The 22,445-nt window shown below is 70.5% G+C and carries 18 protein-coding genes; 5 read left to right on the forward strand and 13 right to left on the reverse strand.

The window, feature by feature from the left end:
• Positions 1-245 precede the first annotated feature (245 nt).
• Positions 246-473 carry a DUF7455 domain-containing protein gene (locus K4B79_RS33680; RefSeq protein ID WP_067440979.1) on the forward strand — a complete coding sequence of 76 codons (228 nt, stop codon included), beginning with the start codon at positions 246-248 and terminating at the stop codon, positions 471-473.
• A 148-nt stretch (positions 474-621) separates the two neighbouring features.
• Here K4B79_RS33680 and K4B79_RS33685 read toward each other — a convergent pair whose 3' ends face one another.
• The 7 genes from K4B79_RS33685 to K4B79_RS33715 form a co-directional block, all read right to left on the reverse strand.
• Positions 622-1,488: a serine protease gene (locus K4B79_RS33685; protein ID WP_232031108.1), complete on the reverse strand. Its 867-nt coding sequence runs from the start codon at positions 1,486-1,488 to the stop codon at positions 622-624.
• 121 nt (positions 1,489-1,609) lie between these two features.
• Complete coding sequence (locus tag K4B79_RS33690; RefSeq protein ID WP_232031109.1) at positions 1,610-3,145, reverse strand: RNA polymerase sigma factor; 1,536 nt, start codon at positions 3,143-3,145, stop codon at positions 1,610-1,612.
• A gap of 430 nt (positions 3,146-3,575) precedes the next feature.
• The gene (locus K4B79_RS33695) at positions 3,576-4,463 is read right to left on the reverse strand and encodes a FadR/GntR family transcriptional regulator (RefSeq protein WP_232031110.1); all 888 of its coding nucleotides are present in this window, start codon (positions 4,461-4,463) and stop codon (positions 3,576-3,578) included.
• A 162-nt stretch (positions 4,464-4,625) separates the two neighbouring features.
• Complete coding sequence (locus tag K4B79_RS33700) at positions 4,626-6,503, reverse strand: ABC transporter ATP-binding protein (protein ID WP_232031111.1); 1,878 nt, start codon at positions 6,501-6,503, stop codon at positions 4,626-4,628.
• Between the two features lie 158 nt (positions 6,504-6,661).
• Complete coding sequence (locus K4B79_RS33705) at positions 6,662-7,420, reverse strand: NUDIX hydrolase (protein WP_232031112.1); 759 nt, start codon at positions 7,418-7,420, stop codon at positions 6,662-6,664.
• A 129-nt stretch (positions 7,421-7,549) separates the two neighbouring features.
• Positions 7,550-9,499, reverse strand: coding sequence for a glycogen debranching N-terminal domain-containing protein (locus K4B79_RS33710; protein WP_232031113.1), 1,950 nt, complete (start codon positions 9,497-9,499; stop codon positions 7,550-7,552).
• Positions 9,500-10,267: 768 nt separating this feature from the next.
• Complete coding sequence (locus tag K4B79_RS33715; RefSeq protein ID WP_232031114.1) at positions 10,268-11,839, reverse strand: DUF4192 domain-containing protein; 1,572 nt, start codon at positions 11,837-11,839, stop codon at positions 10,268-10,270.
• Between the two features lie 164 nt (positions 11,840-12,003).
• Between K4B79_RS33715 and K4B79_RS33720 the strand changes: the two genes are divergently transcribed.
• Positions 12,004-14,175 carry a RecQ family ATP-dependent DNA helicase gene (locus K4B79_RS33720; protein WP_232031115.1) on the forward strand — a complete coding sequence of 724 codons (2,172 nt, stop codon included), beginning with the start codon at positions 12,004-12,006 and terminating at the stop codon, positions 14,173-14,175.
• 280 nt (positions 14,176-14,455) lie between these two features.
• Positions 14,456-15,091, forward strand: a complete 636-nt coding sequence (locus K4B79_RS33725; RefSeq protein WP_232031116.1) for a hypothetical protein — start codon at positions 14,456-14,458, stop codon at positions 15,089-15,091.
• Between the two features lie 205 nt (positions 15,092-15,296).
• On the opposite strand, the gene K4B79_RS33730 is transcribed toward K4B79_RS33725, so the two are convergent.
• The 3 genes from K4B79_RS33730 to K4B79_RS33740 all read right to left on the reverse strand — a co-directional run bounded on the left by K4B79_RS33730 (position 15,297) and on the right by K4B79_RS33740 (position 17,414).
• A complete protein-coding gene (locus K4B79_RS33730) occupies positions 15,297-15,938 on the reverse strand; it encodes a hypothetical protein (protein WP_232031117.1) in 642 nt (213 codons plus the stop codon).
• A 68-nt stretch (positions 15,939-16,006) separates the two neighbouring features.
• A complete protein-coding gene (locus K4B79_RS33735) occupies positions 16,007-16,708 on the reverse strand; it encodes a ribonuclease HII (protein WP_232031118.1) in 702 nt (233 codons plus the stop codon).
• 82 nt (positions 16,709-16,790) lie between these two features.
• Positions 16,791-17,414 (reverse strand): TetR/AcrR family transcriptional regulator, encoded by a 624-nt coding sequence (locus K4B79_RS33740; protein WP_232031119.1) that lies wholly within the window; start codon positions 17,412-17,414, stop codon positions 16,791-16,793.
• A gap of 184 nt (positions 17,415-17,598) precedes the next feature.
• On the opposite strand from K4B79_RS33740, the gene K4B79_RS33745 reads away from it, so the two are divergent.
• On the forward strand, positions 17,599-19,146 hold the full coding sequence (locus K4B79_RS33745; RefSeq protein ID WP_232031120.1) for an MFS transporter: 1,548 nt from the start codon (positions 17,599-17,601) through the stop codon (positions 19,144-19,146).
• A 310-nt stretch (positions 19,147-19,456) separates the two neighbouring features.
• Here the strand turns inward: K4B79_RS33745 and K4B79_RS33750 are convergent, their stop codons facing one another.
• From K4B79_RS33750 to K4B79_RS33760, 3 genes are all read right to left on the reverse strand, one after another.
• Positions 19,457-20,362 carry an ADP-ribosylglycohydrolase family protein gene (locus K4B79_RS33750; protein WP_232031121.1) on the reverse strand — a complete coding sequence of 302 codons (906 nt, stop codon included), beginning with the start codon at positions 20,360-20,362 and terminating at the stop codon, positions 19,457-19,459.
• Positions 20,363-20,374: 12 nt separating this feature from the next.
• On the reverse strand, positions 20,375-21,034 hold the full coding sequence (locus K4B79_RS33755) for a histidine phosphatase family protein (protein ID WP_232031122.1): 660 nt from the start codon (positions 21,032-21,034) through the stop codon (positions 20,375-20,377).
• Between the two features lie 119 nt (positions 21,035-21,153).
• Entirely contained in the window at positions 21,154-21,759 is a 606-nt protein-coding gene (locus K4B79_RS33760) for a YdbC family protein (protein WP_232031123.1), read from the reverse strand.
• 151 nt (positions 21,760-21,910) lie between these two features.
• On the opposite strand from K4B79_RS33760, the gene K4B79_RS33765 reads away from it, so the two are divergent.
• Positions 21,911-22,441 (forward strand): TerD family protein, encoded by a 531-nt coding sequence (locus tag K4B79_RS33765; RefSeq protein ID WP_232031124.1) that lies wholly within the window; start codon positions 21,911-21,913, stop codon positions 22,439-22,441.
• Positions 22,442-22,445: the final 4 nt, after the last annotated feature.

A 22,445-nucleotide genomic window follows, 5' to 3' on the forward strand; every position in this document is an offset into this window, starting at 1 on the left:
AACCATTTAGGCTCCGGGCACGTCCTCATGAACAACCGGCAACCCAGCCGGCGGGACGAACCCCTGACCGACAGCGCGAAACCGTAAGACACACAGACACGCAATACGGCACATTCGCCGCCAACCGGCAGCAGACAGCCGGCCTCGAAAGATTTTTTTGAGGAAGAGCCCCGAGCGGGAACGTTTTAGGGCTGGTTGGATGTTGACCCTGGTACGACAGCTCGTCGAGCTAGAGAAGAGGCGACGTGACTACTGTTCTGACCCCCGCGAGCCCGCTGACGGCCGGCGATCGCTGCGACCGTTGCGGCGCCCAGGCATACCTGCGCGTCGTCCTGGTGAGCGGCGGAGAACTGCTCTTCTGCGCCCACCACGGGCGCAAGTTCGAGCCGGAACTCAAGAAGATCGCCGCTGAGATACAGGACGAGACGGAGCGGCTGACGGCCGTTCCCGCCGCCGTCGAAGAAGAGCGCTGATACCTCGCATCCACGACGAGCCAGCTCCGGCACAGGCCGGTTGACGGGCGGGGCCCCTGCTCTCAGGGGCCCCGCCCGCGCTCATATCTCCAGGAGGCGCCGGACGGCTCCACCCTGGGCAACCGTGAACGACCGCCCAGGAAGGCCCTCAGTCGGCGTCTGACGGCCTCGCATACCCCCTGGAGCCGCCGCCCCAGCCCAGCGCCCGTACGACGTCGGACACGCGCGTATAGACGCCAGGGCTGCCCGGGCGGCCGCAGCCACTGCCCCAGGACACCAGCCCGATCAGCTTGCCCCCGGTGACCAACGGCCCTCCGCTGTCCCCCTGGCAGGCATCCCGGCCCCCTTCCTCCTCACCGGCGCACAGCATGGTGTCGGCGAGGTACGTGCCGTCGGAGCTCCCCGGATACGCCCGTTCACACAGAGCGTCGGCCAGCACGTGCACGCGGGCGGCCCGCAGGCTGCGCGCATAGTCACCGCCACCCGTGACGTCCCCCCACCCGTACACCACGGCCGCCTTCCCCGGCTCGTACGCCGGATCGCCTCCGCCTGCCATGGCGACGGTCGAACCCTGGGACAAGGGCTCGGCGAGGGTGAGCACGGCGAAGTCCCCGGAGTTGCTGGCGCTGTCGTAGTCGGGGTTCACCCAGGTCGCGCGTACGGCGATCTCCTGGCCCTCGCCGGAGAGGAGATCCGTGCGGCCCGCGATGACCTTGAGGTCGCGGACGCGGTCCGGAGGCGCGCCCAGCGCCTCCTCGCTCAGACAGTGCGCCGCGGTGAGCACCGTCTCGCGGCCCACGGCCACGCCCCCGCAGAACTGCCCCGCGCGCGTACCCCCGAACCGGTCACGGCTGGACAGTGCCACTGTCCACGGACTCTCGGACACGTCGACCGGAAAACCTCCGACGATGATGCCGTCGGCGTCCGCGGGAACGGCGGACACCAGCGGTATGGCGGTCGCGGCGGCCACCAGAACCAGCGGCCGGGCCAGCGCCCGAGCGATGCGACAACGCATGCTCGCTCCTCACTCCAGGGTGTTGATCGGACACCCAGAGTCATCCAGAGCGCGCTGCCCCGCAGCACGAAGGCCCGGCTCCCCCTCGGGAGCCGGGCCTTCGACCTCGTACGGCTACGACCTAGTCGAGGTAGTCGCGCAGCACCTGGGAACGCGACGGGTGGCGCAGCTTCGACATGGTCTTGGATTCGATCTGGCGGATGCGTTCGCGCGTGACGCCGTACACCTTGCCGATCTCGTCGAGGGTCTTCGGCTGACCGTCGGTGAGACCGAAGCGCATGGACACGACGCCCGCCTCACGCTCGGAGAGGGTGTCGAGGACGGAGTGCAGCTGCTCCTGGAGGAGCGTGAAACTGACCGCGTCCGCCGGGACGACGGCCTCGGAGTCCTCGATGAGGTCACCGAACTCGCTGTCGCCGTCCTCACCCAGGGGGGTGTGCAGGGAGATCGGCTCGCGACCGTACTTCTGGACCTCGATGACCTTCTCCGGGGTCATGTCGAGTTCCTTGGCCAGCTCCTCCGGGGTGGGCTCGCGGCCCAGGTCCTGGAGCATCTGGCGCTGCACGCGCGCGAGCTTGTTGATGACCTCGACCATGTGCACCGGGATACGGATGGTGCGAGCCTGGTCGGCCATGGCGCGGGTGATCGCCTGACGGATCCACCAGGTGGCGTACGTGGAGAACTTGTAGCCCTTGGTGTAGTCGAACTTCTCGACCGCGCGGATCAGACCGAGGTTGCCCTCCTGGATGAGGTCCAGGAAGAGCATGCCGCGGCCGGTGTAGCGCTTGGCCAGGGAGACCACCAGACGGAGGTTGGCCTCCAGGAGGTGGTTCTTGGCGCGGCGGCCGTCCTCGGCGATGATCTCCAGCTCGCGCTTGAGCTTGGGGGCGAGCTTGTCGGCGTTGGCCAGTTTGTCCTCGGCGAACAGACCGGCCTCGATACGCTTGGCGAGCTCGACCTCCTGCTCGGCGTTGAGCAGCGGGACCTTGCCGATCTGCTTGAGGTAGTCCTTGACCGGGTCGGCGGTGGCACCGGCGGCCGCGACCTGCTGCGCGGGCGCGTCGTCCTCGTCCTCGTCGGAGAGTACGAAACCGGCGCTCTCGGTGCCCTCGGGCTCGTCGCCGGGCTTGGCGTCCTCGAGGACCTCTTCCTCGCCGACCTCGGCGTCGTCCTTCTTGGCGGTCGTCTTCTTCGCCGCGGTCTTCTTGGTGGCGACGGTCTTCTTCGCGGTCGCCTTCTTGGCGGGCGCCGCCTTCTTCGCCGCGGCCTTCTTGGCGGGCGTCTCGTCCTCGACGGCGGGCTCGGCGGGGGGCGCCGCGGGCGTGGCGGTGGCGGTGGCCTTCTTGGTGGTCACCGTCTTCGCCGCGACCGTCTTGGTGGCGGTGCGCTTGGCCGGACTCTTCGCTGCGACGCTCTTTCGGGTGCGCTTGGGCTCCGCGGCACTGACCATCAGCGTCACACCCTCTTCCTCGAGGATCTGGTTGAGGCTGCGCAGTACGTTCTTCCACTGAGTGGCCGGAATCTGGTCAGCTTCGAAGGCCCGACGCACGTCATCGCCGGCGATCTGCCCCTCAGCCTTTCCCCGCTCAATGAGCGCCATGACAGAGACGGACTCGGCGATCTCCGGCGGGAGCGTACGGGATGTGCTGGCCGACACGAACAACCTCTCGGAACGTTGGAAAACGGCTTCCGGCCCCGTCCGGGATGGACAGGAACCGACCACCGGCCGTGGGGATGGGCCGACGGTGCGGGCGGGGGCCGGGAAGATGCACAGCGCCTTGAACGGCGTCCGTATTCCCTCCGCGGCTGTCACCTCTTAGGTCATCGCGCTGTTCCCGCGAGCGTTACGCCCAATCTGCGTGGCCCGAGTCACACCTCGTACGTACTCAAAAACGGTCAGACACGGGCATAGGGCGTCGGCAACAGCCTCGACCTGGACATCTCGACGAGTCTTGCGGCCCCGTCGCGCCGTCGGACCCCGCAGCATCCCTGAGGATTCCGCGGGGTCCGACGGGAGGCGGTTCGCCGACCGGGCGATGCCACAGGAGGGAAGAGGCATGCCCGGCCGCGCCGCCCATGGTGCGCGGTCAGTGCTCGCGCGGCGCGGGCACCACGCGCTCCACCTCGGGATGGACGGTGAGCAGCTGGCGCATGGCCATCTCGGCCCCCGCGCCGTCTCCGGCGGCGAGGGCGTCGGCGATCCGGCCGTGGTGCGCCAACGACGTCTCGGTCGGCCGGTCACAGCCGGTGACCGGGTTGCCGGAGACCTGAAGGGCGGCCGAAACGATCCCGGAAAGGTGCTCCAGCATCCGGTTGCCCGCGACCTGGATGAGCAGGGAGTGGAACTCGGCATCGGCCCGGGAGAAGGTGAGCGCGTCACCCTGCGCCATGGCGTGACCCATGATCTCGACCATGTCGCCGAGCCGCTGCTGCACGTCCTCGCGTCCGTGCCCGGCGGCGAGACGCGCGGCGAGCGGCTCGATCGTCCAGCGCAGCTCGCTCAGCTCACGACGCTGGTCGTCGCGCTGCGGCCCGAAGGCCCGCCACTCGATGATGTCCGGGTCCAGCAGGTTCCAGTCGCTCACGGGGCGCACGCGCGTGCCGACGTTCGGGCGGGCACTGACCAGGCCCTTGGCCTCCAGCACGCGGAGCGACTCGCGGACGACGGTGCGGGAGACCTCGAAGCGCTGGCCGATCTCCTCGGGGACCAGCGGGCGGTCGGCACCCAGGTCACCGGAGACGATCATCTGACCCAGCTGCTGGACGAGTTGGCCGTGCAGTCCGCGTCCGCGACTGCCGGCGGCGCGTCGGCCCACGCGGCCCAGCTCCGGGTCCGCGACGTCCCAGGCAGGTGCTCCGACGCGGTCCACGGTGGGGGCCTCCGCGTAGGGGTAGCGGTCGAGTTCGCCCGGGCCGGCGAGACCGGAGTCTGCGGAGCGGGCGGCGGTCATCATGGTGTGCGCAAGGGTACTCACGGATCCTTTGTCGGCGCCGTCTCCAACTCCCTTGAGGTCTTTGGTGAAAAGCACACGAAAGGGTGATCGCTCACCCCGTCGCAATTGACGCCTTATCGGAAAGAAATGGGCTTTCCGTGCGGAGTTGTGCGCAAAGGTTCACCCGGAGACCGCGGACGGTCGTCACCGGACCCTGCTGCGCAGGGTCGTGAGCACATACGCGCAGAGCAGCGCCATGAGTGACAACGTCAGCGCTCCGCCCACAGGTTGAGCCACGACCCGTGCCACGGCCGACAGATAGCGCTCTCCACCGAAGGGCCACTGAAGCAGGAACACCTCGCGCAGGCGCGCGGGAAGTCCGGCGGCCGCCGTCCGCACAGCAGCTCCCTCCAGGACCTTTTGTGCGAGGGGCACGACGAGGACCGGTACGGCGACCACCACCGCGAGTCCGGCCGTGGTGGAGCGGAAGACGCCCGCGGCCAGGACACCGGCCCAGGCGCACCCGACCATGAGCCCGAGCCAACTCGCACTCAGCGACATCCAGTCGTCGGGAACCTCGGCGAGCTCCCGACCGTAGACGAGATAGAGCGCTTCGGCGTCGCACCCCACGGTCAGAAAGGCCAGCAGCAGGGCGGCGGCACCGGTGACGACGAGCTTGGCGGCGAGCAGGCCCAGTCGGCGGGGCACCGTGCCGCGATCCGTCGCCAGGGCGGGGTGGCGGAACTCGTCGCCGAAAGCGAGCGCCCCGAGCAGCCCCGCGCCGAGGGCGGCCGGCGGCAGCGGCATCTCCCGTGGCCATGCGGCCAGCAGACGATGCTGTGGCGTGTGCCCGATTCGGGCCAGGAGAACGGCGGCGAGAGCGGAGGTGACGAGGACGGCGGCCCCGATGAGAAATCCGGTGCCGACGCCGGCCGCGCGACGCAGTTCGTAGCGCAGCGGACGCAACGGGCTGGGTGCCGAGCGGACGGAGATGGGGGGTGGCAGAGGGGACAGCGGCTCCACGGCCTTGAGGGTGCCGGCGGAGCGCGCAGCCGCTGGGAGCCGGTCCTTCCCTTCGACCGTGCCGACGGGCCGACCGGAGGTGCCGCTCGCGGGGGGCCCGGTGTGCTCCTGTTCCGTCGGGCCGACGTCCGGGTGCGCCCCCTCGGACGCACCTGGGGTCTCGGCGGGAGACTCCCCCGCTCCCGGCCCCATGTCTCCGATCTCGTCGGCGAGTTGGTGGACCAGGACGCCGTACCGGAAGGCGGTCTCGCCGACGTCGGCACATGTACTGCCGTACACGGACAGCCGGTTGCCACCCTCCCGAACGACCTCGACGGAGCGCTGCGAGGCGCGGGCCTCCTTGGCCAGCAGAGCCGCGAGACGGGCCGCGTGAGGGGTGCGGACGGCCACACGCGGCCGCAGTCTGGTCCGGGCGAAGTCCGCGGCCTCCTGGTCCGCGACCAACGTGCCCTTCTCCAGGGTGACGACACGGTCGGATGCGCGCGCGGCCTCCTTGGGATCGGACGTGGTGAACAGGACCGTCCCGCCCTGGCTCGCGTGGGCCCGCAGCATGCCGTGCAGCCAGTGGCACTCGCGGGTGGACAACTCGTCGGCGGGATCGTCGAGCACGAGCGTGTGCGGGTCGGGCAGCAGCGCGCAGGCCAGTCCCAGGCGGCGGTCCATGCCGCGTGAGAGGGTGCCGAGCCGCTCGTCGCGCAGGCTGACGAGCCCGACCACCTCGAGGACTTCGTCGGCCCGCCGGACCGGAACTCCGGCTGCGGCACAGAGCATGCGCAGATGACCGCGGACCGTACGGGCGGGATGGCCCGGCACATCCCCCAGGAGCACGCCGACTTCACGGGAGGGGTGGGCGATGCGGTGCAGGGGCCGGCCTCTGAAGTAGGTGACGCCACGGCCCTGTTGCAGTTCGAGCATCAGTCTGAGCGCCGTTGTCTTTCCCGCGCCCTGCGCTCCCAGGAGTGCGGTGACACGGCCTGCGCGCGCTTCGAAGGAGAGGTCGTCGACAGCGGGCGGAACGCCCTTGCGGGAGTTGCTGGTCAGTCCGAAGGCCTGGATCACCCGTAGCAAGATAGCGCGCTATGTCCGTTTTTTCGGTCATCGCAAGGCCCGCCCGCAGAGGCTGAGAGCGTCCTCGGACCTCTGTTCGCCCTTCGGATCTTCGCCCTTGGGAACAGGGACCGTTTCGCTGTCGGTTCCTGCGGTCCTTCAGTCGCGCGTCACACCTCGGGGCGCAGCATCGGGGGGTTGAGCAGGGTGGCGCCGCCCGCGCGGAACAGCTGGGCCGGGCGGCCGCCCTGGCGGGTGGTCGTCCCGCCGGTGGGAACCAGAAAGCCGGGTGTGCCCGTCACCTTGCGATGGAAGTTGCGCGGGTCGAGAGCGACGCCCCAGACCGCCTCGTAGACACGGCGCAGCTCGCCGACGGTGAACTCCGGCGGGCAGAACGCGGTGGCCAGCGACGAGTACTCGATCTTGGAGCGGGCGCGTTCCACGCCGTCCGACAGGATCTGGGCGTGGTCGAAGGCGAGCGGGGCGACCGGTTCGCCGTCCCGCCCGTAACCGCCCCGCTGCAGCAACTCCTCCACGGGTGCCCAGCGCACATTGCTGGCGTCCCCGCCCGCCCGGGGGGCGGGCAGGTCGGGAGCCAGGGCGAGGTGGGCGACACTGACGACACGCATCCGCGGGTCGCGCTTGGGGTCGCCGTAGGTCGCGAGCTGTTCCAGGTGCGCGCCGTTGTCCTGGACGGGGACGGCCGGGTCGTGCGCGCGCAGCCCGGTCTCCTCGGCCAGCTCGCGCGCCGCCGCCTGCGCCAGGTCCTCGTCGGCCCGTACGAATCCGCCGGGAAGCGCCCATCGACCCTGGAACGGCGGTTCACCCCTGCGTACCGCCAGCGCGCACAAGGAATGGCGACGCACGGTCAGCACGACCAGGTCCACGGTGACGGCGAATGGCGGAAAGGCTGACGGGTCGTAGGGCATGCGGCGATCATAGTCGTCTGCTTGACGATAAACACGCCCTTCGCCAACCGCATCGGAGGGTGGTCCACTGCGGACAGTGAACGCGTTCGTGACGTGTTCGTTCATGATCCGGCACCGCGTCGTTCCAGGTCACGCCCCCAGCTGGAGCCCGTCCGCCGCCTCCTCGACCATGGCCAGGCCGAGCCGGCTGACCCGCACCGAGAAGGGGGCGCCCCCGACCCGCAGCCCGGTCAGGACGATCTCACCGAGCGGTGCGCTGCGCACCGGGCGCAGCGTGACCGTGCCGGCGGGGGCGTCGGGGCGCAGGCCCGCGAGGGTGGTCAGCAGCAGTACGCCGGCGGCGGCAGCCGTCGCCGAGGGGTGACAGGCCGCCGGGTGGGGTGAGGGAGCGCTCCCGTCTGTGCGCTGCTCCCCCGCGTACATCTCCGGCAGCCGGTGGCCGAAGGCCTCGGCGCCCGCCAGGACACCCCGCAGCAGGGATCCGGCCTCCTTCTCGTAGCCGGCCGCCGCCAGACCCGCCACGGCGACCGCCGTCTCCTGGACCCGGACGGCTCCGGCGCGGTGACCGAACGGGTTGTAGCCCGCTTCCTTCACCCCCAGCCCGCGCACGCCCCATCCGGAGTCCAGAGCAGGGCTGCCCAGCAGCCGGGCGAGTTGTTCGGTCTGCACCCTGTCGAGCAGCCCCGGGGCGAGGTCGCCACCGCCGAGCAGGCCGGTGTCGAGCAGGTGGGCGGCCGCGGCGCCGAGCTGCGGCACCTGGCGTCCGTCCGGAGTCCGGGCAGCCGCCGGCCGGCCACCGCCGCGGTCCTCGACCCAGAAGTCCTCGCGGAACGCGGACCGCAGCCGCTGGGCCCACTGCCGCAGCTCCGCGGCCCCCTTCCTGCCGTACACGTCGAGCAGGTCGGCGCCCAGCAGTGCCGCGCGGTGGGCATGGGCCTGTGTCTCGCAGCGGACCGGGCCGCCGGGGTGCGGATCACACAGATACGTCCCCTCGCCCACCGTCGTTCGCAGCCAGGACAGACAGCGCTCGGCGGTGGGCAGCAGCTCCTCCGTCTCCTGCCGCGAAAGGCCCCATCGGCGAGCCTCGGCCAGCAGCGTGGGGAAGAGCAGGGTCGCCTCCGTACCCGTACAACTGGGCGGCAGATGCGGTCCGGCGTCCCGAAGCGGACCGGGGATCATGCCCGACTGCGACCCGGCGCCCTGCAGTTGCGTCCGGGCCAGGGTGCGCAACGTGCCCGCCGCGAGACGCGTGCCCAAGGGCAGTGTCATCCGGGCTGCGGCGAGGGCGTCGGCCGGCGCCATGCCACAGCGCCAGGGGACTCCCGCCGCCAGATGGGTGTCGGTCGGATGCGCCGGATCGCGCAGCAACAGAGCCTGCAGGTCCTCGACGCTCGTGTGCAGGAAGGTCCGGATACCGGGGTGGTCACCCGTCGCCTGCGCCGGGGCCAGCGGACTCGTGGCCGCGCGCCCCGCCGCCCTGACCGGCCCCGCACCGTCCACCTGTACCCGCAGTTCCACACTGGCCGTGCCGCCCGGGAGCAGATCGAACTCCCAGCGCAGCAGCCCCGCGGAGGCCAGTGCGTCCGAGGGCGGCGGGTCGGCTGTGACCGACGTGCTCCCTACGGCCGAGGACCAGCGCAGACCCGAATCGTGGACGCTGGCGGGCAGTTCGGGACCCGCGCGGCCGGACGCGATGGCGCCCAGGTCGGCCAGGTCGGTGCCGAGGGCGACCTCCACCGGCAGGCGCAACGGGCGGAGGGCCGCACTGCGCAGCGTAATGCGTTCCGTGCCGTCCGCGTGGCGAGTGCGCTCGACCATGACGTCCGGGTCCGGACCGTTGCCAGGAGAGGCACGCACCGTTCCCACGAACCGTGCCCGGTCCGCCGCGGTCCTGCGAGCCTGGACTGCGAGAGGTTCCCGCCCGGCGACCCGGACCTGGCAGCGGGAGAGCACACGTCGGCCCGCGCGGTAGAAGCCCTCCAGACCGCGTCCGGTCAACTGCCCCTGGTCCGTGGAGATGGCGAGACCTGGCAGGGCGACGCAGATGAGCGCGGTGTGGGTGGGAGGCAGGTCGGCCAATCCCCGAGGAACCGGGAACGGGGCGGCCGGACGGCCTTGCCGAGCGGTCGGTGCGGGGCGGTGCCCCGTCGGCGGTGACGGGGCGCGACCCCGGGCCATCGGTGTCACGTCCGGGTCGGACTGGTCCGAAGGAGAGGGCCGGCTCTGCCCCGTTGGCGGCAAGGGCAGACTCTGTCCAGAGGGAGGCGATGACCGGCTCTGTCCCGTGGGAGACGAGGACTGGCTCTTCCCGGCAAGGGTGGGCAGGCGTCGGCCGGTCCCCGTCCATGGGGGCGAGCCTCGGCCCTGCCCGGTAGGCGGCTGGGGCCGGTCGGCGAGCGGCACCCCCGCCTCCGGAGTCGGTTTGTCCGGGCTCCTGAGCGGCTCGGCCTGAGCCGGAGGCAAACGGCGGGGTCCGTCCTGCGGCGGGCTGGCGCCTCCTCTCCGGGGCGAAGCGTCCATGCCGAGAACCGGACGGTCGTCGTCGGCGGCGGAGGGCGGAGTCGGCTGATGCAAGGGGAGGCTTCCTCTGCGCTCTGTGCGCCTCGGGCGTGTGCGACGCCGGGTGCGGGGCTCCTGAGGGACAAGGGCGGTAGGGCGGTACGGCCCGTCCAGGCGTTCCGCCACTCAGGTGAACGGGACGGACCACTTCGGGGTCACGCCCACGGCAGCGGAAGCCGACCGAATGGCGGCGGGTCTGCTGTCCGGTGGCCGGGGGAGGCGTCCTCGTCCGCAGGCATCGCCTGCTGTCGGCCTCCGATGCCATGAAGTCGGCCCTCGGTAGCTCGCTCACGTCTGTCCCTCGCGGGCCTCATCCCCCGACCGCACTTCTCCGCGGGCCTCACCACTCGACCGCACTTCCTTGGAACAGGCGCCGCGCAGACGCATGTCGGTCTTCCCCGACGGCCGTGGCTGCGCGCCCTGGTTTCCCGACGCCCCGGGACGCACCGACCCCGGCTTCGCAGCACCCGGGCGCGTGGTGCTGCTCGCCCCGTCCCGTCGCCTACGGCGAGTACGCGTCTGTGGCCGCCCGGACGGCATCTCCGGCTGTGCCGGTTCTTCGGCTGCCGGGACCGTCGATTCCCCGGCTTCGGAGCGGGCACGGGCCGTCCGCGCCTCGCGTTCCGCGCGCAGGCAGCGGCGGATCGATTCCGGGTCCAGTCCCTCGTTGCATGCCTGGTGCAGAAGGCGGGCGAAGAGATAGCCGTGGTCGGCACCCAAAGCCATGGCCAGGGCTTCCCTGGCCTCAATGTCGTCACCGGTGGACCAGGCGACCCAGCCGACGAGGGTGAGCGGCGCCGCCGCGTGCTCGCCGTACGGACCGACGCAGCGGCGGGCCAGGCCACGCCACAGCCGCAGGGCCGGGCCGGCCTCCTCGCCCTCCATCCACTCGGCCGCCCGGTCACGGGTCGTGCGGTCCTGCAGACCGAGGATCAGCGTGGCCGCTTCTTCATGTCCGAGCAGCACGTCGTCGCGCAGGTCCGCCTGAAGGGCTCCGGAAACGGGTGGCGCCTCGGCGAACCGCTTCATGATCCGCTCGGCGAGTGCGACCGTCTCCTCTGCCACGGCCACGCGGCCGGCCTCGTCGAACATCCTGGGGACCTGCGCCATGCTGGTCGTGTCCAGGGCGATCTCCTGCTCCAGCGCCGCGGCGGTCTCCCAGGGCAACAGCCGGGCCCGCAACTCGCGCAGCGTGCCGCGCACCTGAAGTCCGGCGTATGTCGCCGCGGCAGCCAGTACCGACGTGCCGGGCAGCCCCATCGGAAGCCCCTCGGCGGGACAGCATCCCTCGCTCGGGCAGCAGTACGACCAGAAGCGTCCGCCGGAAATGCACAGCGCCTCGATCACCGGCACGTCGAGCCGGCCGCACTCCGTACGCAGCAGCCCGGCCAAGCGGGCCAGCCGCTGCGTGACCTGCTGTCCCGACTCTCCCTTCGCCGGCTCCTGGCAGAGATAGGCGACCATCTGCTCGGGCTTGACGCCCCTTCGCTCGCTGCCCGTGATCAGGCCGTGCGCCAGTTGTCGGGCGGCCGACTCCCAGTCGTCCTCGTTCGTCGGAATGCCGAGTCGAGCCCGCCCTCCGAACCGTCCCCGCCCGCCCCGGTCGTGCAGGGCGACCAGGACGATGCTGTCCTCCGGGCGGTACCCGAGCAGATACGGCAGGGCGTCGGCCAGTTCGGCCGGGGTGCGCAGGGTGACCTGATGGTCGCTTCCGTGTGAGTCGTACGTGACGCACTCGACGTGCTCGCCGTCCTGGGAGCGCCCGCTGTCGGCGTCGCGATGTCCGCGTGTCCTATATCCGTCTCGTCCGCTGATGTCGTCGTTCCCGGCGGATCCAGTCATTTCGCTGTGGTTCGTCATGCGCAGACGATCTCGCGAATCGTGAAAGTCCGCTCGACCCTGTGGATAACTCTCATCAGGAACACATCAGTACAAGGCGGCGGAGGAGCCGACAGCCCGTTGCTCCGACCTTTTCGGGCGACCGCCCCGTCCGTCTGTCAGTGGCGTCCTGTTGTATGGGACGCATGACGCACACGAGCAACGCGGAACTGCGAGCGGCGGCCGATGAGGTCCTCGCCCGGCTCGTCGGGGACGACACCGGCGCCGCCCGGCTGCGCGAGGACCAGTGGCGGGCGATCGAGGCGCTGGTCGCCGACAAGCGCCGGGCCCTGGTCGTGCAGCGCACGGGCTGGGGCAAGTCCGCGGTGTACTTCGTGGCGACCGCCCTGCTGCGCGAGCGCGGCGCGGGACCGACCGTGATCGTCTCTCCCCTGCTCGCGCTCATGCGCAACCAGGTCGAGGCGGCCGCCCGCGCCGGTATCCACGCCAGGACGATCAACTCCTCGAACACGGAGGAGTGGGACACCGTCCGGGCCGAGGTCGCCGCGAGTACGGTCGACGTCCTGCTGGTCAGCCCCGAGCGGCTCAACAACCCGGACTTCCGCGACAACGTCCTGCCGGAACTGTCCGCCGCCACCGGTCTCCTGGTCGTCGACGAGGCGCACTGCATCTCCGACTGGGGCCATGACTTCCGTCCCGACTACCGGAGGCTGCGCACCATGCTCATCGACCTCCCGTCGGGCGTCCCGGTGCTCGCCACCACCGCGACCGCCAACGCGCGGGTCACCGCGGATGTGGCCGAGCAACTGGGCACGGGGACCGACTCGGACGCGCTGGTCCTGCGCGGGCCGCTGGACCGCGAGAGCCTGAGCCTGGGCGTACTTCAACTGCCCGACGCGGCCCACCGGTTGGCGTGGCTCGCCGATCACCTGGGAGATCTGCCGGGATCCGGGATCATCTACACCCTCACCGTGGCCGCCGCCGAGGAGATCACCGCTTTCCTGCGGCAGTGCGGGCACACCGTCTCCTCGTACACGGGAAAGACGGAGAACGCCGAGCGTCAGCAGGCCGAGGAAGCGCTGCTCGCCAACAAGGTCAAGGCGCTCGTCGCCACGTCCGCGCTCGGCATGGGGTTCGACAAGCCGGACCTGGGCTTCGTCGTCCACCTCGGCTCACCCTCCTCGCCCATCGCCTACTACCAGCAGGTCGGGCGCGCGGGACGCGGTGTGGAGCACGCGGAGGTACTGCTCCTGCCGGGTCGCGAGGACGAGGCGATCTGGTCCTACTTCGCCTCCGTGGCCTTCCCGCCCGAGGAGGCCGTCCGCCGCACCCTGGACGTCCTCGCGCGCGCGGACCGCCCGCTGTCGCTCCCCGCCCTGGAACCGCTCGTGGAGCTGAACCGCACGCGGCTGGAGATCATGCTCAAGGTCCTGGACGTGGACGGCGCCGTCCATCGCGTCAAGGGCGGCTGGATCGCCACCGGCAACCCGTGGTCGTACGACACCGAGCGCTACGCGTGGGTCGCCAAACAGCGCGCCACCGAGCAGCAGGCCATGCGCGACTACGCCACCACGACCGGCTGCCGCATGGAGTTCCTGCGACGCCAGCTGGACGACGAGGAGGCGGCTCCCTGCGGCCGCTGCGACAACTGCGCCGGTCCTCGTTTCACGGCCGACGTCTCCCCTGCGGCCCTGGACACGGCCGGCGGCTCGCTGGCCCGCGCCGGCGTCGTCGTGGAACCCCGCAAGATGTGGCCGACCGGCCTCCCGGCCGTCGGCGTCAACCTCAAGGGCCGTATCCCGCCCGGCGAACAGGCCACGCAGGGCCGGGCACTCGGCAGGCTCTCCGACATCGGCTGGGGCAACCGGCTCCGCCCGCTGCTCGCGCCCCGGACACCGGACGGCCCGGCGCCGGACGACGTGGTCAACGCGGTCGTCACCGTGCTGGCGGACTGGGCCAAGGGGCCGGACGGCTGGGCCTCGGGCGCGCCGGACGCACCGCCGCGTCCCGCCGGAGTCGTGACCATGGCCTCACGGACCAGGCCGCAGCTGATCCAGTCGCTCGCGTCCAGGATCTCCACGATCGGCCGTCTCCCGCTGCTGGGCTCCCTGGCGTACACGGACGACCTGGCGGATCTGCCCCTGCCCCGTTCCAACAGCGCCCAACGCCTCCGCGCCCTGAACGGAGCCATCACCGTCCCACCCGCGCTACAGGCCGCTCTCGAGGCCGCGAACGGCCCGGTGCTGCTCGTCGACGACATGACCGAGACCGGCTGGACCCTCGCCGTGGCCGCCCGGCTCCTTCTGCGCTCCGGCGCACAGGGGGTGTTGCCGCTGGTCCTCGCGGTTCGGGGATGAGCCGGCAACACGCGAGAACAACCCCGGTCTGCGCACGAACGTGCCGCGCTCGAACGTCCCATGCGTCACATGTCGACCCGCCGGGTAGGGATATAAGCAGCAAACCGGCCAATAAGGCCCGCTGGGCCCAATTGCTCGTTGCCGCAACCAAGTTCGACAGGAAGAATTGGGGTCCGCTCCCCGCACGGCTCGCCTGTGGTCCGGTAGGGCTTTGCTGCGGTGCGCGCTCCCCCGAACCAGACCCCGCCCGCAGTGTGGGCGCGTAGCCGAAGGGAGGACCGTGACCTTCGGATTCGCTCCGTCCTCCGCGGCGTCGACGTCGTCATCCACCGACCTCTCCGCCGCATCCGCCAACCCTCTGACCCGTATGCTCGAACCCGCGGAGTGGGCCGCCGCCGGAATTCCTCTGCTGCGCAACCCTCGCGAGGTCGTCAGCGGGCTGCACACCCGCCATCGCCCCAAGCCCGCGACCGCCATCGTCGCGGTCCTCGACCCGGACGAGCGGCTGCGGGCGAGTGCGTCGTTCACCCGCCGCCCGGCTCCGGCCGATGGCTGGATGTTCCGCAATGTGCTGCTCGCCCAACTGCGCCGGGTGATCCCGCACGATCTGCGGCGCCGGACACCGGTGCGCACCGCCGTGCTGCTCTACTGCCGTGACGGGGACGCGCGTTGGACCGAGGAGGACGGTGCGTGGATGTGGGGGCTGCGTGACGCCTGCACTCTGCATGGACTGCGCTGCGGGGCCTACATCACCCTGACCCGCGACGGCTGGCAGGTCCTCGGCGAGGGCCGCGGCGGCCGTCGGCCCAACACGGACTCCACGCCGGAACCCTTCGGCCTGTCCGAGGCGCCACCGCCACTGCCACGCACCGGGGGCGCCGCCTCGGAGGTTCTGCGCCGCGCCGCGGCCCGCTGACTCGAAGCGGCGTTACGCCCTGAGGCCGCTCGGAGCCACGGGGACGCCAGTCAGCTCTTCCAGGTCACGGACGAAAGGCCCCGCCCGTACGGAGAGGACAGCCAGGTCGGGCGAACCCACGCAGGCCGAAGTGCCCGCCGTACAGGTGCCGCCGTGACGGCACCCTCGTCGCCCCCAGGCGTCCCCCGGACGGACCGGATACGGGTCAGACGCCCGCGCCCAGGACTGCGTTGATCTGCTGCGGATCACCGCAGACGATCAGCAGCGCGCCGGCCCGGGCGTGAGCCAACGGCAGGGCGTCGGCGGCAGCCGTGGCGGGGCCGCCGTTGACGGCGACCACGACCACCGGGCGGGACGCGGCACGGGAGGCCACAGCGACATCCGCGTAGAAGACGTCGTCGCCCGAGTCGTGCTGCGCCCAGTAGGAGGCTTCTCCGAAGGACAGTTCGTGGGCCGCCCACGGATGCTGCTCGCCGGTGGTGATCACCAGCACGTCACCGGGAGCACGCCCCGAGTCCAACAGCAGGTCGACGGCTTCTTCGGCAGCATCGAGCGCGCCCTCGGCCGAGGCCGGGATCAGCTGGATCTGCGGGATCGCGGTAGCCGGAGCGGCCGCGACAGGGGCGGCAGGAACCGACGGACCGGGCGTGGCCACCGCCACGTCGTGCGGCGTACGTTGCACCGGCGGCGCGGGCCGCAGCGGGCCGGGACGACCGGGGCGCGGGTGAGCCGCGGGGCGGGGGCCGGGTACAGGGCGGGGGGTCGGCGCGGTACGGCCGGTGGCCGGAGTGGCGCGGGGACCCTGGGCACTCTCGTGAATCTGAGGCTCCTCGGGAATGAGAGGCATGAGTTGATATTTATCAAACGTTGGTGCGGCTCGCGTGAGCGGGTGGCACATGAGTGCGAGCGGAATCGTCAGAAGTCGAAGCCGAGCTGCCCCTCGATCTCCGGAACGTTTCCGTCCGCCCAGCTGCGGGCCTTCTTGAGGTGCCGCCACTGGGGCAGCGCATCAAGGTACGCCCACGACAAGCGGTGGAACGGGGTGGGGCCCCGCTCCTCCAGTGCGGCCTTGTGCGAGGGCGACGGATACCCGGCGTTGGCCGCGAAGTCGAAGTCTGCATGGTCGATACCCAGTTCGGCCATCATTTTGTCGCGCTGAACCTTGGCGATCACGGAGGCCGCCGCCACGGCGACGCACGACCGGTCGCCCTTGATCACGGTGCGGACCTTCCAGGGCGTCCCGAGGTAGTCGTGCTTCCCGTCGAGGATCACCGCGTCGGGGCGGACCGGCAGGGCTTCCAGGGCTCGCACGGCCGCCGTGCGCAGAGCGGCCGTCATGCCCATCGTGTCGATCTCCTCGGGCGAGGCGTGCCCGAGGGCGAACGACGTCACCCAACCTTGGAGTATCGCGGCGAGTTCCGTGCGTCGCTTCACGGTGAGCAGTTTGGAGTCGGTGAGACCGTCGGGAGGCCGACGCAGTCCGGTGATCGCCGCGCAGACGGTGACGGGACCGGCCCAAGCGCCGCGCCCGACCTCGTCGACACCGGCAATGATCTTCGCTCCGGTCGTGGCGCGGAGGGAGCGCTCGACGGTGTGAGTAGGCGGTTCGTACGGCATGGCGCCCTTAGCCTACGCCGCCCGGATCATCGTCCGACACCCTGGTTTCCCGAACGGCTTCACCGGCACCGCACGCCTCGGTTCAGCCGACGGTCGACCGCAGCAGCGGAACCATCAACCGGTCGATCATCTCTTCGATGTCCCGATCGCTCCATTCGCTTGCGTACACCTTGGAGCGGTACATCATCATCGCCGGAATGGCGTCGAAGACGTAGCTGTTCGCCGCGTCGGATCGCACCTCCGCTCGCTCTATTCCGCGGGTGACGATCTCGCGGATCAGTCCGATGGCCGGCTCCACGACCCCTTCGAAGATCACACCATGGAAGCGCTCCGCCTGGACTGGGTCACATTCGTGAATGACCGCCCGAAGCGCGAATCCCGGTCGCGAGAACATCGCCTCCCGGGCCCTCCGGCACAGTTCCAGCAGGTCTTCGCGCACGCTGCCCAGATCGGGCGCCTCCTCCAGCCGCGGCAGTCCGGCCTGGAGCGCGTCCGCGACCAGGTCCTCCTTGGACGGCCAGCGCCGATACACCGCGGCCTTGCCGGTCTGGGCGCCTGCCGCGACACCCTCCATCGTGAGACCTTTCCAGCCGACCGTCCCGAGTTGGTCCAGCGCGGCCTCGAGGATCGCGCGTTCGAGTACGGCGCCACGCCGGCGTGAGGCGGCCGCCTGGGCGGGGGCGGCCGTCCAGCGCGAGGTAACCATCTGAGCGTCTCCAGCAAGCAGGGAAGCGGGGATTCCGGGGATGGGGGGCGCTGCGCGACAGCAAGGGGGGACGTGTCACGCGACGACAACACAAGTGAACGCTTGCGTTCACTAGCAGATACTCACTACCGTTGACGCGCCAGTGAACGCGACCGTTCACTAAAGCTGTTGTGGGGGACCCATAGTGACAACCTCTCAGTTGATCCCGGACCAGAAACCAGGTGCGGCCCGCCGGCAGGGACATCCCGGCATCGCGCTCACCGTCATCGCGGCCTGCCAACTCATGGTGGTACTCGACGCGACGATTGTGAACATCGCACTCCCGCACATTCAAGACGCGCTCAAGTTCAGCACCACCGACCTCACCTGGGTCGTCAGCTCCTACACACTCACCTTCGGAGGGCTGCTCCTGCTCGGCGGCAGGGCCGGCGACATCCTCGGCCGACGCCGGGTCTTCATGGCCGGCATCCTGCTGTTCACCTTCGCCTCGCTGCTCGGCGGAGTGGCCCAGGAACCCTGGCAGTTGCTGGCCGCCCGGGTCCTCCAGGGCGTGGGAGGTGCCATCGCGTCGCCGACATCGCTGGCCCTCATCACCACCACGTTCCCCGAGGGGCCCGAACGGAACCGGGCCTTCGGTGTCTTCGCCGCGGTCTCCGCAGGTGGCGGTGCCATCGGACTGCTCGCGGGCGGCATGCTCACCGAGTGGCTCGACTGGCGATGGGTGCTCTTCGTCAACGTGCCGATCGGTGTCCTGATCGCCGTGCTCACACCGCTGTACATCAACGAGTCCGAACGGCACTCGGCCCGCTTCGACATCGCCGGAGCACTGACGTCGACGGCGGGTATGGCCTCCCTCGTCTACGGCTTCATCCGTGCCGCGGACGAAGGATGGCGTGACAGCCTGACCATCGGCTCCTTCGGTGCCGCCGTGGTCCTGCTGGCGGCCTTCGCGCTCATCGAGTCCCGCGCCAAGGAACCGATCACGCCTCTCCGGATGTTCGCCGACCGCAACCGCTCCGGCACGTACGTGATCATGCTGAGCCTCGCCGCGGCGATGTTCGGCATGTTCTTCTACATCGTGCTCTTCGTGCAGAACGTGCTGGGGTACACCCCGATCGAGGCCGGTCTCGCGTTCCTGCCGGTGACGGTGGTGATCGCGCTGGGGGCCGGTCTGTCCCAGCGGTTCCTGCCCGTGCTCGGGCCCAAGCCGTTCATGCTCGTGGGCTCGGCGCTCGCGATGATCGGCCTCGCCTGGCAGAGCCTGATCAGCTCCGACAGCTCCTACGCGGGCGGAGTCCTCGGTCCGATGCTGGTGTTCGGCTTCGGCATGGGTCTGAACTTCGTGACGCTGACGCTCACCGCCGTCTCCGGGGTGGCCCAGCACGAGGCCGGTGCGGCGTCCGGTCTGCTCAACACCACACAGCAGGTGGGCGGTTCGCTCGGCCTTTCCATCCTGACGACGGTGTTCGGCACGGCCAGCAGGGACGAGGCGGAGAAACAGGTGCCGCAGTTCCTCGCCGACGGATCGGCGGAGCAGAAGGCGGAGTTCGCCAAGACACAGCAGTTGCCCGCTCCGTGGGGGCACGAGGTCCTCGCCCAAGGCATCTCGACGGGGTTCGTCGCGGCCGCGGCGATGGCCGTACTCGCCCTGGTGACGGCCTGGTTGGTGATCAGGGTCCGCAAGAGCGACCTGGAGGCTCTCGCCGGCACGGCGGGACCGGGCCTGGGCTGATCCGCCCCCGTACAGAGAACACAGCCGTGGATGGCCGGACCGCGCCCGGGCGAACCCCGATGAGGGCGCCGGTCCGGCCATCGACCCTGCGCACACCGCGAACGGCACGGCAGGGACAGCCGATACAGCCGACAGGATCAGCAGATCCCTCACCACCCGCATGCCCGCCTCCAGCCGCTCTCTCGTGTCACTGGCCCGTGCGAGCCCACGCATCACACATCAGTTGTCAGAGGAACGCCCGGGCGGTCACACAGAGTTCCCACCACATACGGAGAGTTCTCAAAAGTCGCCGCGGCTTTCCCAGGCCCAATCAGGCAAAAGCGGGAACCCACTCCGGCAAGGCCTCCACCTGCGCGATCCATCCGGCCGGTGGTGTCCCCACCTTCCCGGCGGCGAGCACTCCGCCCACGATGGCGCACGTCGTGTCCACGTCGCCGCCGACCTGCGCGGTCGTCCAGAACGCCTGCTCGTAATCGTTCAGGGAGCGCGCCGCCGACCAGAGCGCGAAGGGCACGGTGTCATGGGCCGTCGTGCGGCGTCCGCACCCCAGTACCGCGGCGACCGTGGCCGCGTCGGCGTAGTCGAGCATGTCCCGGGCCCGTCGAAGCCCCGCGCCGACGGCACTCTTCGGGATCAGCGCGATGACGCCGTCGAGGAGCTCCTCGGCGCTCGGTGGGCCGTCGGGTGCGCCGACCATCGCGGCGGCCGCGGCGACGGCCATGGCGCCGACCACGGCCTCGCGGTGCTGATGCGTGGGGTACGCCGAGATCTCCGCCTGGTGGGTCGCCTGCTCCGGATCGTCCGCGTACCAAGCGCCCAGGGGTGCGATCCGCATCGCGGCGCCGTTGCCCCACGACCCCTGCCCGTTGAAGAGCCCGGCGGCGAGCTCGCGCCAGTCCCCGCCCTCCCGGACGAGCCGGAGCAGGCGGTTGACCGCGGGACCGTAGCCACGGTCGAAGTCATGGTGATCGGCGAACGAGCGAGCCAGGGCGTCCTGGTCGATCCGGTGGTGGGCGGCCAGCACGGCGACCACGGAGCAGGCCATTTCCGTGTCGTCGGTCCACTGCCAGGGGCCGGACGGCAGCTCGCGCCGCTTGAGCAGCGGGTAGTTCACCGGCACGAAGTACTGGGATCCCAGCGCATCCCCCAGCGCCAGCCCGCGCAGGCTGGCCAGGGCGCGGTCCAGCCGTCCGCCGGGAGAGAAGTCACTGGTCATCGCCCTGCCACTCTATCCGGTGATCCCGTACGGCTCCGGATCCCGCCAGCGCTCGAAGGGCCGGTCCAGCGCGTACCTGCCGTCGTCCCCCAGAACGAGCATGCGCATCTCCGCGTTCCCCGGATTCGCGAGCGACTCGAACTCCGCGACGGTCCAGTGGAACCAGCGCATGCAGAACAGCCGCATCGCCAGTCCGTGGGTGACCAGGAGAACGTTCGGCGGGTGGTCAGGGGCCTCGAAACTGCGGAAGAGGCTTTCCAGGAAGCCGCCGACGCGGTCGTAGACGTCGGCACCGGACTCACCCTGGGCGAAGCGATAGAAGAAGTGCCCGTAGGCGTCCCGGTAAGCCTTCTGGAGGCGGACGTCGTCACGGTCCTGCCAGTTTCCCCAGTCCTGCTCGCGCAGCCGGGGTTCCTCTCGCACCCGTATGAGCTCGGGATCCAGGTGGAAGGCCCGCAGGGTCTCGTGCGTACGCCGGTAGGGAGAGACGTACACGCTGACGCGCTCCCGGCCGAACACCTCGCGCAGCCGTTTTCCGCTCTCCTCCGCCTGCTGCCAACCCCGGTCCGTCAAAGCCAGGGCATGGTCGGGTTCACGCTCGTAGACGGTGTCATCAACATTGCCCGTTGATTCCCCGTGTCGGACAAGGACGATGCGCCGTGGTCGTGCCATGCCAAAACCCTAGATCGGGTGAGGCCTGATCGAGCACTCGTAGGGGCCCCATACGGCGTAGGTCACATACTTTTCGGCCCAGAGGCCACCATAGGAGGCGCTCGTAGCGAGTCCGGAAGTCAAACCGTCCAGCTTGGTTCGAGCTGGACGATGTCACCGGTGAGGGAGGCGACGTCCGCCTCGAGCTGGGCGCGCAGAGCGAGGCGCTCCACGCGTTCGGTGCGGTATTTTCCGTGTTCGGCGGCCGACAGCCACATCGACAGCACCAGGAATTCGTTGCCCGGCGCCTCGCCGAACAAGCCGCGGACCATGCCCGGCGAACCGGCCATCGCCGGGTTCCAGACCTTCTCCTGCATCAGCATGAAGTGCTCGGCACGCTCCTCGTGGACGCGGCAGTGGGCGACACGTACCAGGTCGGCGTCCGTGAAGCGCGGCTCGAAGCCGGTCTTCACGTCGAAGCGGTAGTCGAACAGCTTGGCCTCGATGTCCTTGAAGGTGCCCGACTGGGCAGCAGCCAGCCGGTCGTGGGACCGCGCCATGAAGGAGTCGTAGAAGGCACGGCTCTCCCAGAACGCGAAAATGTGCGCCACCCCCTGGCGCCCCCTGCTCCAGCCACCGCCCTGTCCCCGAAACCCCGGCTCTCCCAGAAGCCCCGCCCATTTTCGCTGCCCCCGCTCGAAACCGCGGCGGTCCACCACGGTGCAGCGAATCCACTTGACCAGCACCGCGCCATGGTAAGGCCACGGAGCGTGGCGTCGGTCACGCTCGCACCGAGAGCTCTTCCACGAACTCCCGCGCGCGCGTGGCAGGATGGGCAACCGGCTCCGCCTGCCCGGCAGTTCGGGCCGGCTACTCAGGGGAAAGGGAAGTCTTCTGGTGAACGGCCTCAGCAAGGGGATCCGCAAGGTCGAGGTGGCCCTGAAGTGGGACCCGAGTCCCGCGGGGCAGCCGGCGACCGATCTGGACGTGGTGGCCGCGACCTACCTGGCGAGCGATCCCCACGGGGATCCGGCCTATGTGGTGCACTTCGACAGCCGCTCCCCCGACGGCACCATCTACCTCAATCGGGACAGCAAAGACGGCAAGGGCTTCGGCTGGGACGAGGTTCTCACGGTCGAGCTCGAGCGGCTCGATCCCCGCTACGCGCGCGTGGTGGTCGGCGTCGTCATCCAGCAGCGCCCCGGCGAGCGCACCTTCGTCAGCGTGGGCAACCCCTCGCTCCGCATCCGCGAGGGCTACACCGACCTCGCCGAGGACGACTTCGGTGGCGTGCTCGGGGCCACGGCGGCGACCGTAGCCGAGTTCGTACGCGACGGCAGCACCTGGGAGTTCCACCCCGGCGTCCAGGGCTTCGAGGACGATCCGGCGACCTTCACGGCGACAATGGGCCGGACACGCCGGGCCTGAGGCC

Origin of the sequence: Streptomyces lincolnensis (genome assembly GCF_021173675.1) — a bacterium.
Lineage (GTDB): Bacteria > Actinomycetota > Actinomycetes > Streptomycetales > Streptomycetaceae > Streptomyces > Streptomyces lincolnensis_B.

Excerpts from the sequence above, each read along its gene's own strand:
- K4B79_RS33755 (WP_232031122.1), bottom strand. The coding sequence starts at position 21,034 with ATGGCACGACCACGGCGCATCGTCCTTGTCCGACACGGGGAATCAACG.
- K4B79_RS33735 (WP_232031118.1), bottom strand. The coding sequence starts at position 16,708 with ATGCCGTACGAACCGCCTACTCACACCGTCGAGCGCTCCCTCCGCGCC.
- K4B79_RS33730 (WP_232031117.1), bottom strand. The coding sequence starts at position 15,938 with ATGCCTCTCATTCCCGAGGAGCCTCAGATTCACGAGAGTGCCCAGGGT.
- K4B79_RS33715 (WP_232031114.1), bottom strand. The coding sequence starts at position 11,839 with ATGACGAACCACAGCGAAATGACTGGATCCGCCGGGAACGACGACATC.
- K4B79_RS33720 (WP_232031115.1), top strand. The coding sequence starts at position 12,004 with ATGACGCACACGAGCAACGCGGAACTGCGAGCGGCGGCCGATGAGGTC.
- K4B79_RS33750 (WP_232031121.1), bottom strand. The coding sequence starts at position 20,362 with ATGACCAGTGACTTCTCTCCCGGCGGACGGCTGGACCGCGCCCTGGCC.
- K4B79_RS33740 (WP_232031119.1), bottom strand. The coding sequence starts at position 17,414 with ATGGTTACCTCGCGCTGGACGGCCGCCCCCGCCCAGGCGGCCGCCTCA.
- K4B79_RS33705 (WP_232031112.1), bottom strand. The coding sequence starts at position 7,420 with ATGCCCTACGACCCGTCAGCCTTTCCGCCATTCGCCGTCACCGTGGAC.
- K4B79_RS33685 (WP_232031108.1), bottom strand. The coding sequence starts at position 1,488 with ATGCGTTGTCGCATCGCTCGGGCGCTGGCCCGGCCGCTGGTTCTGGTG.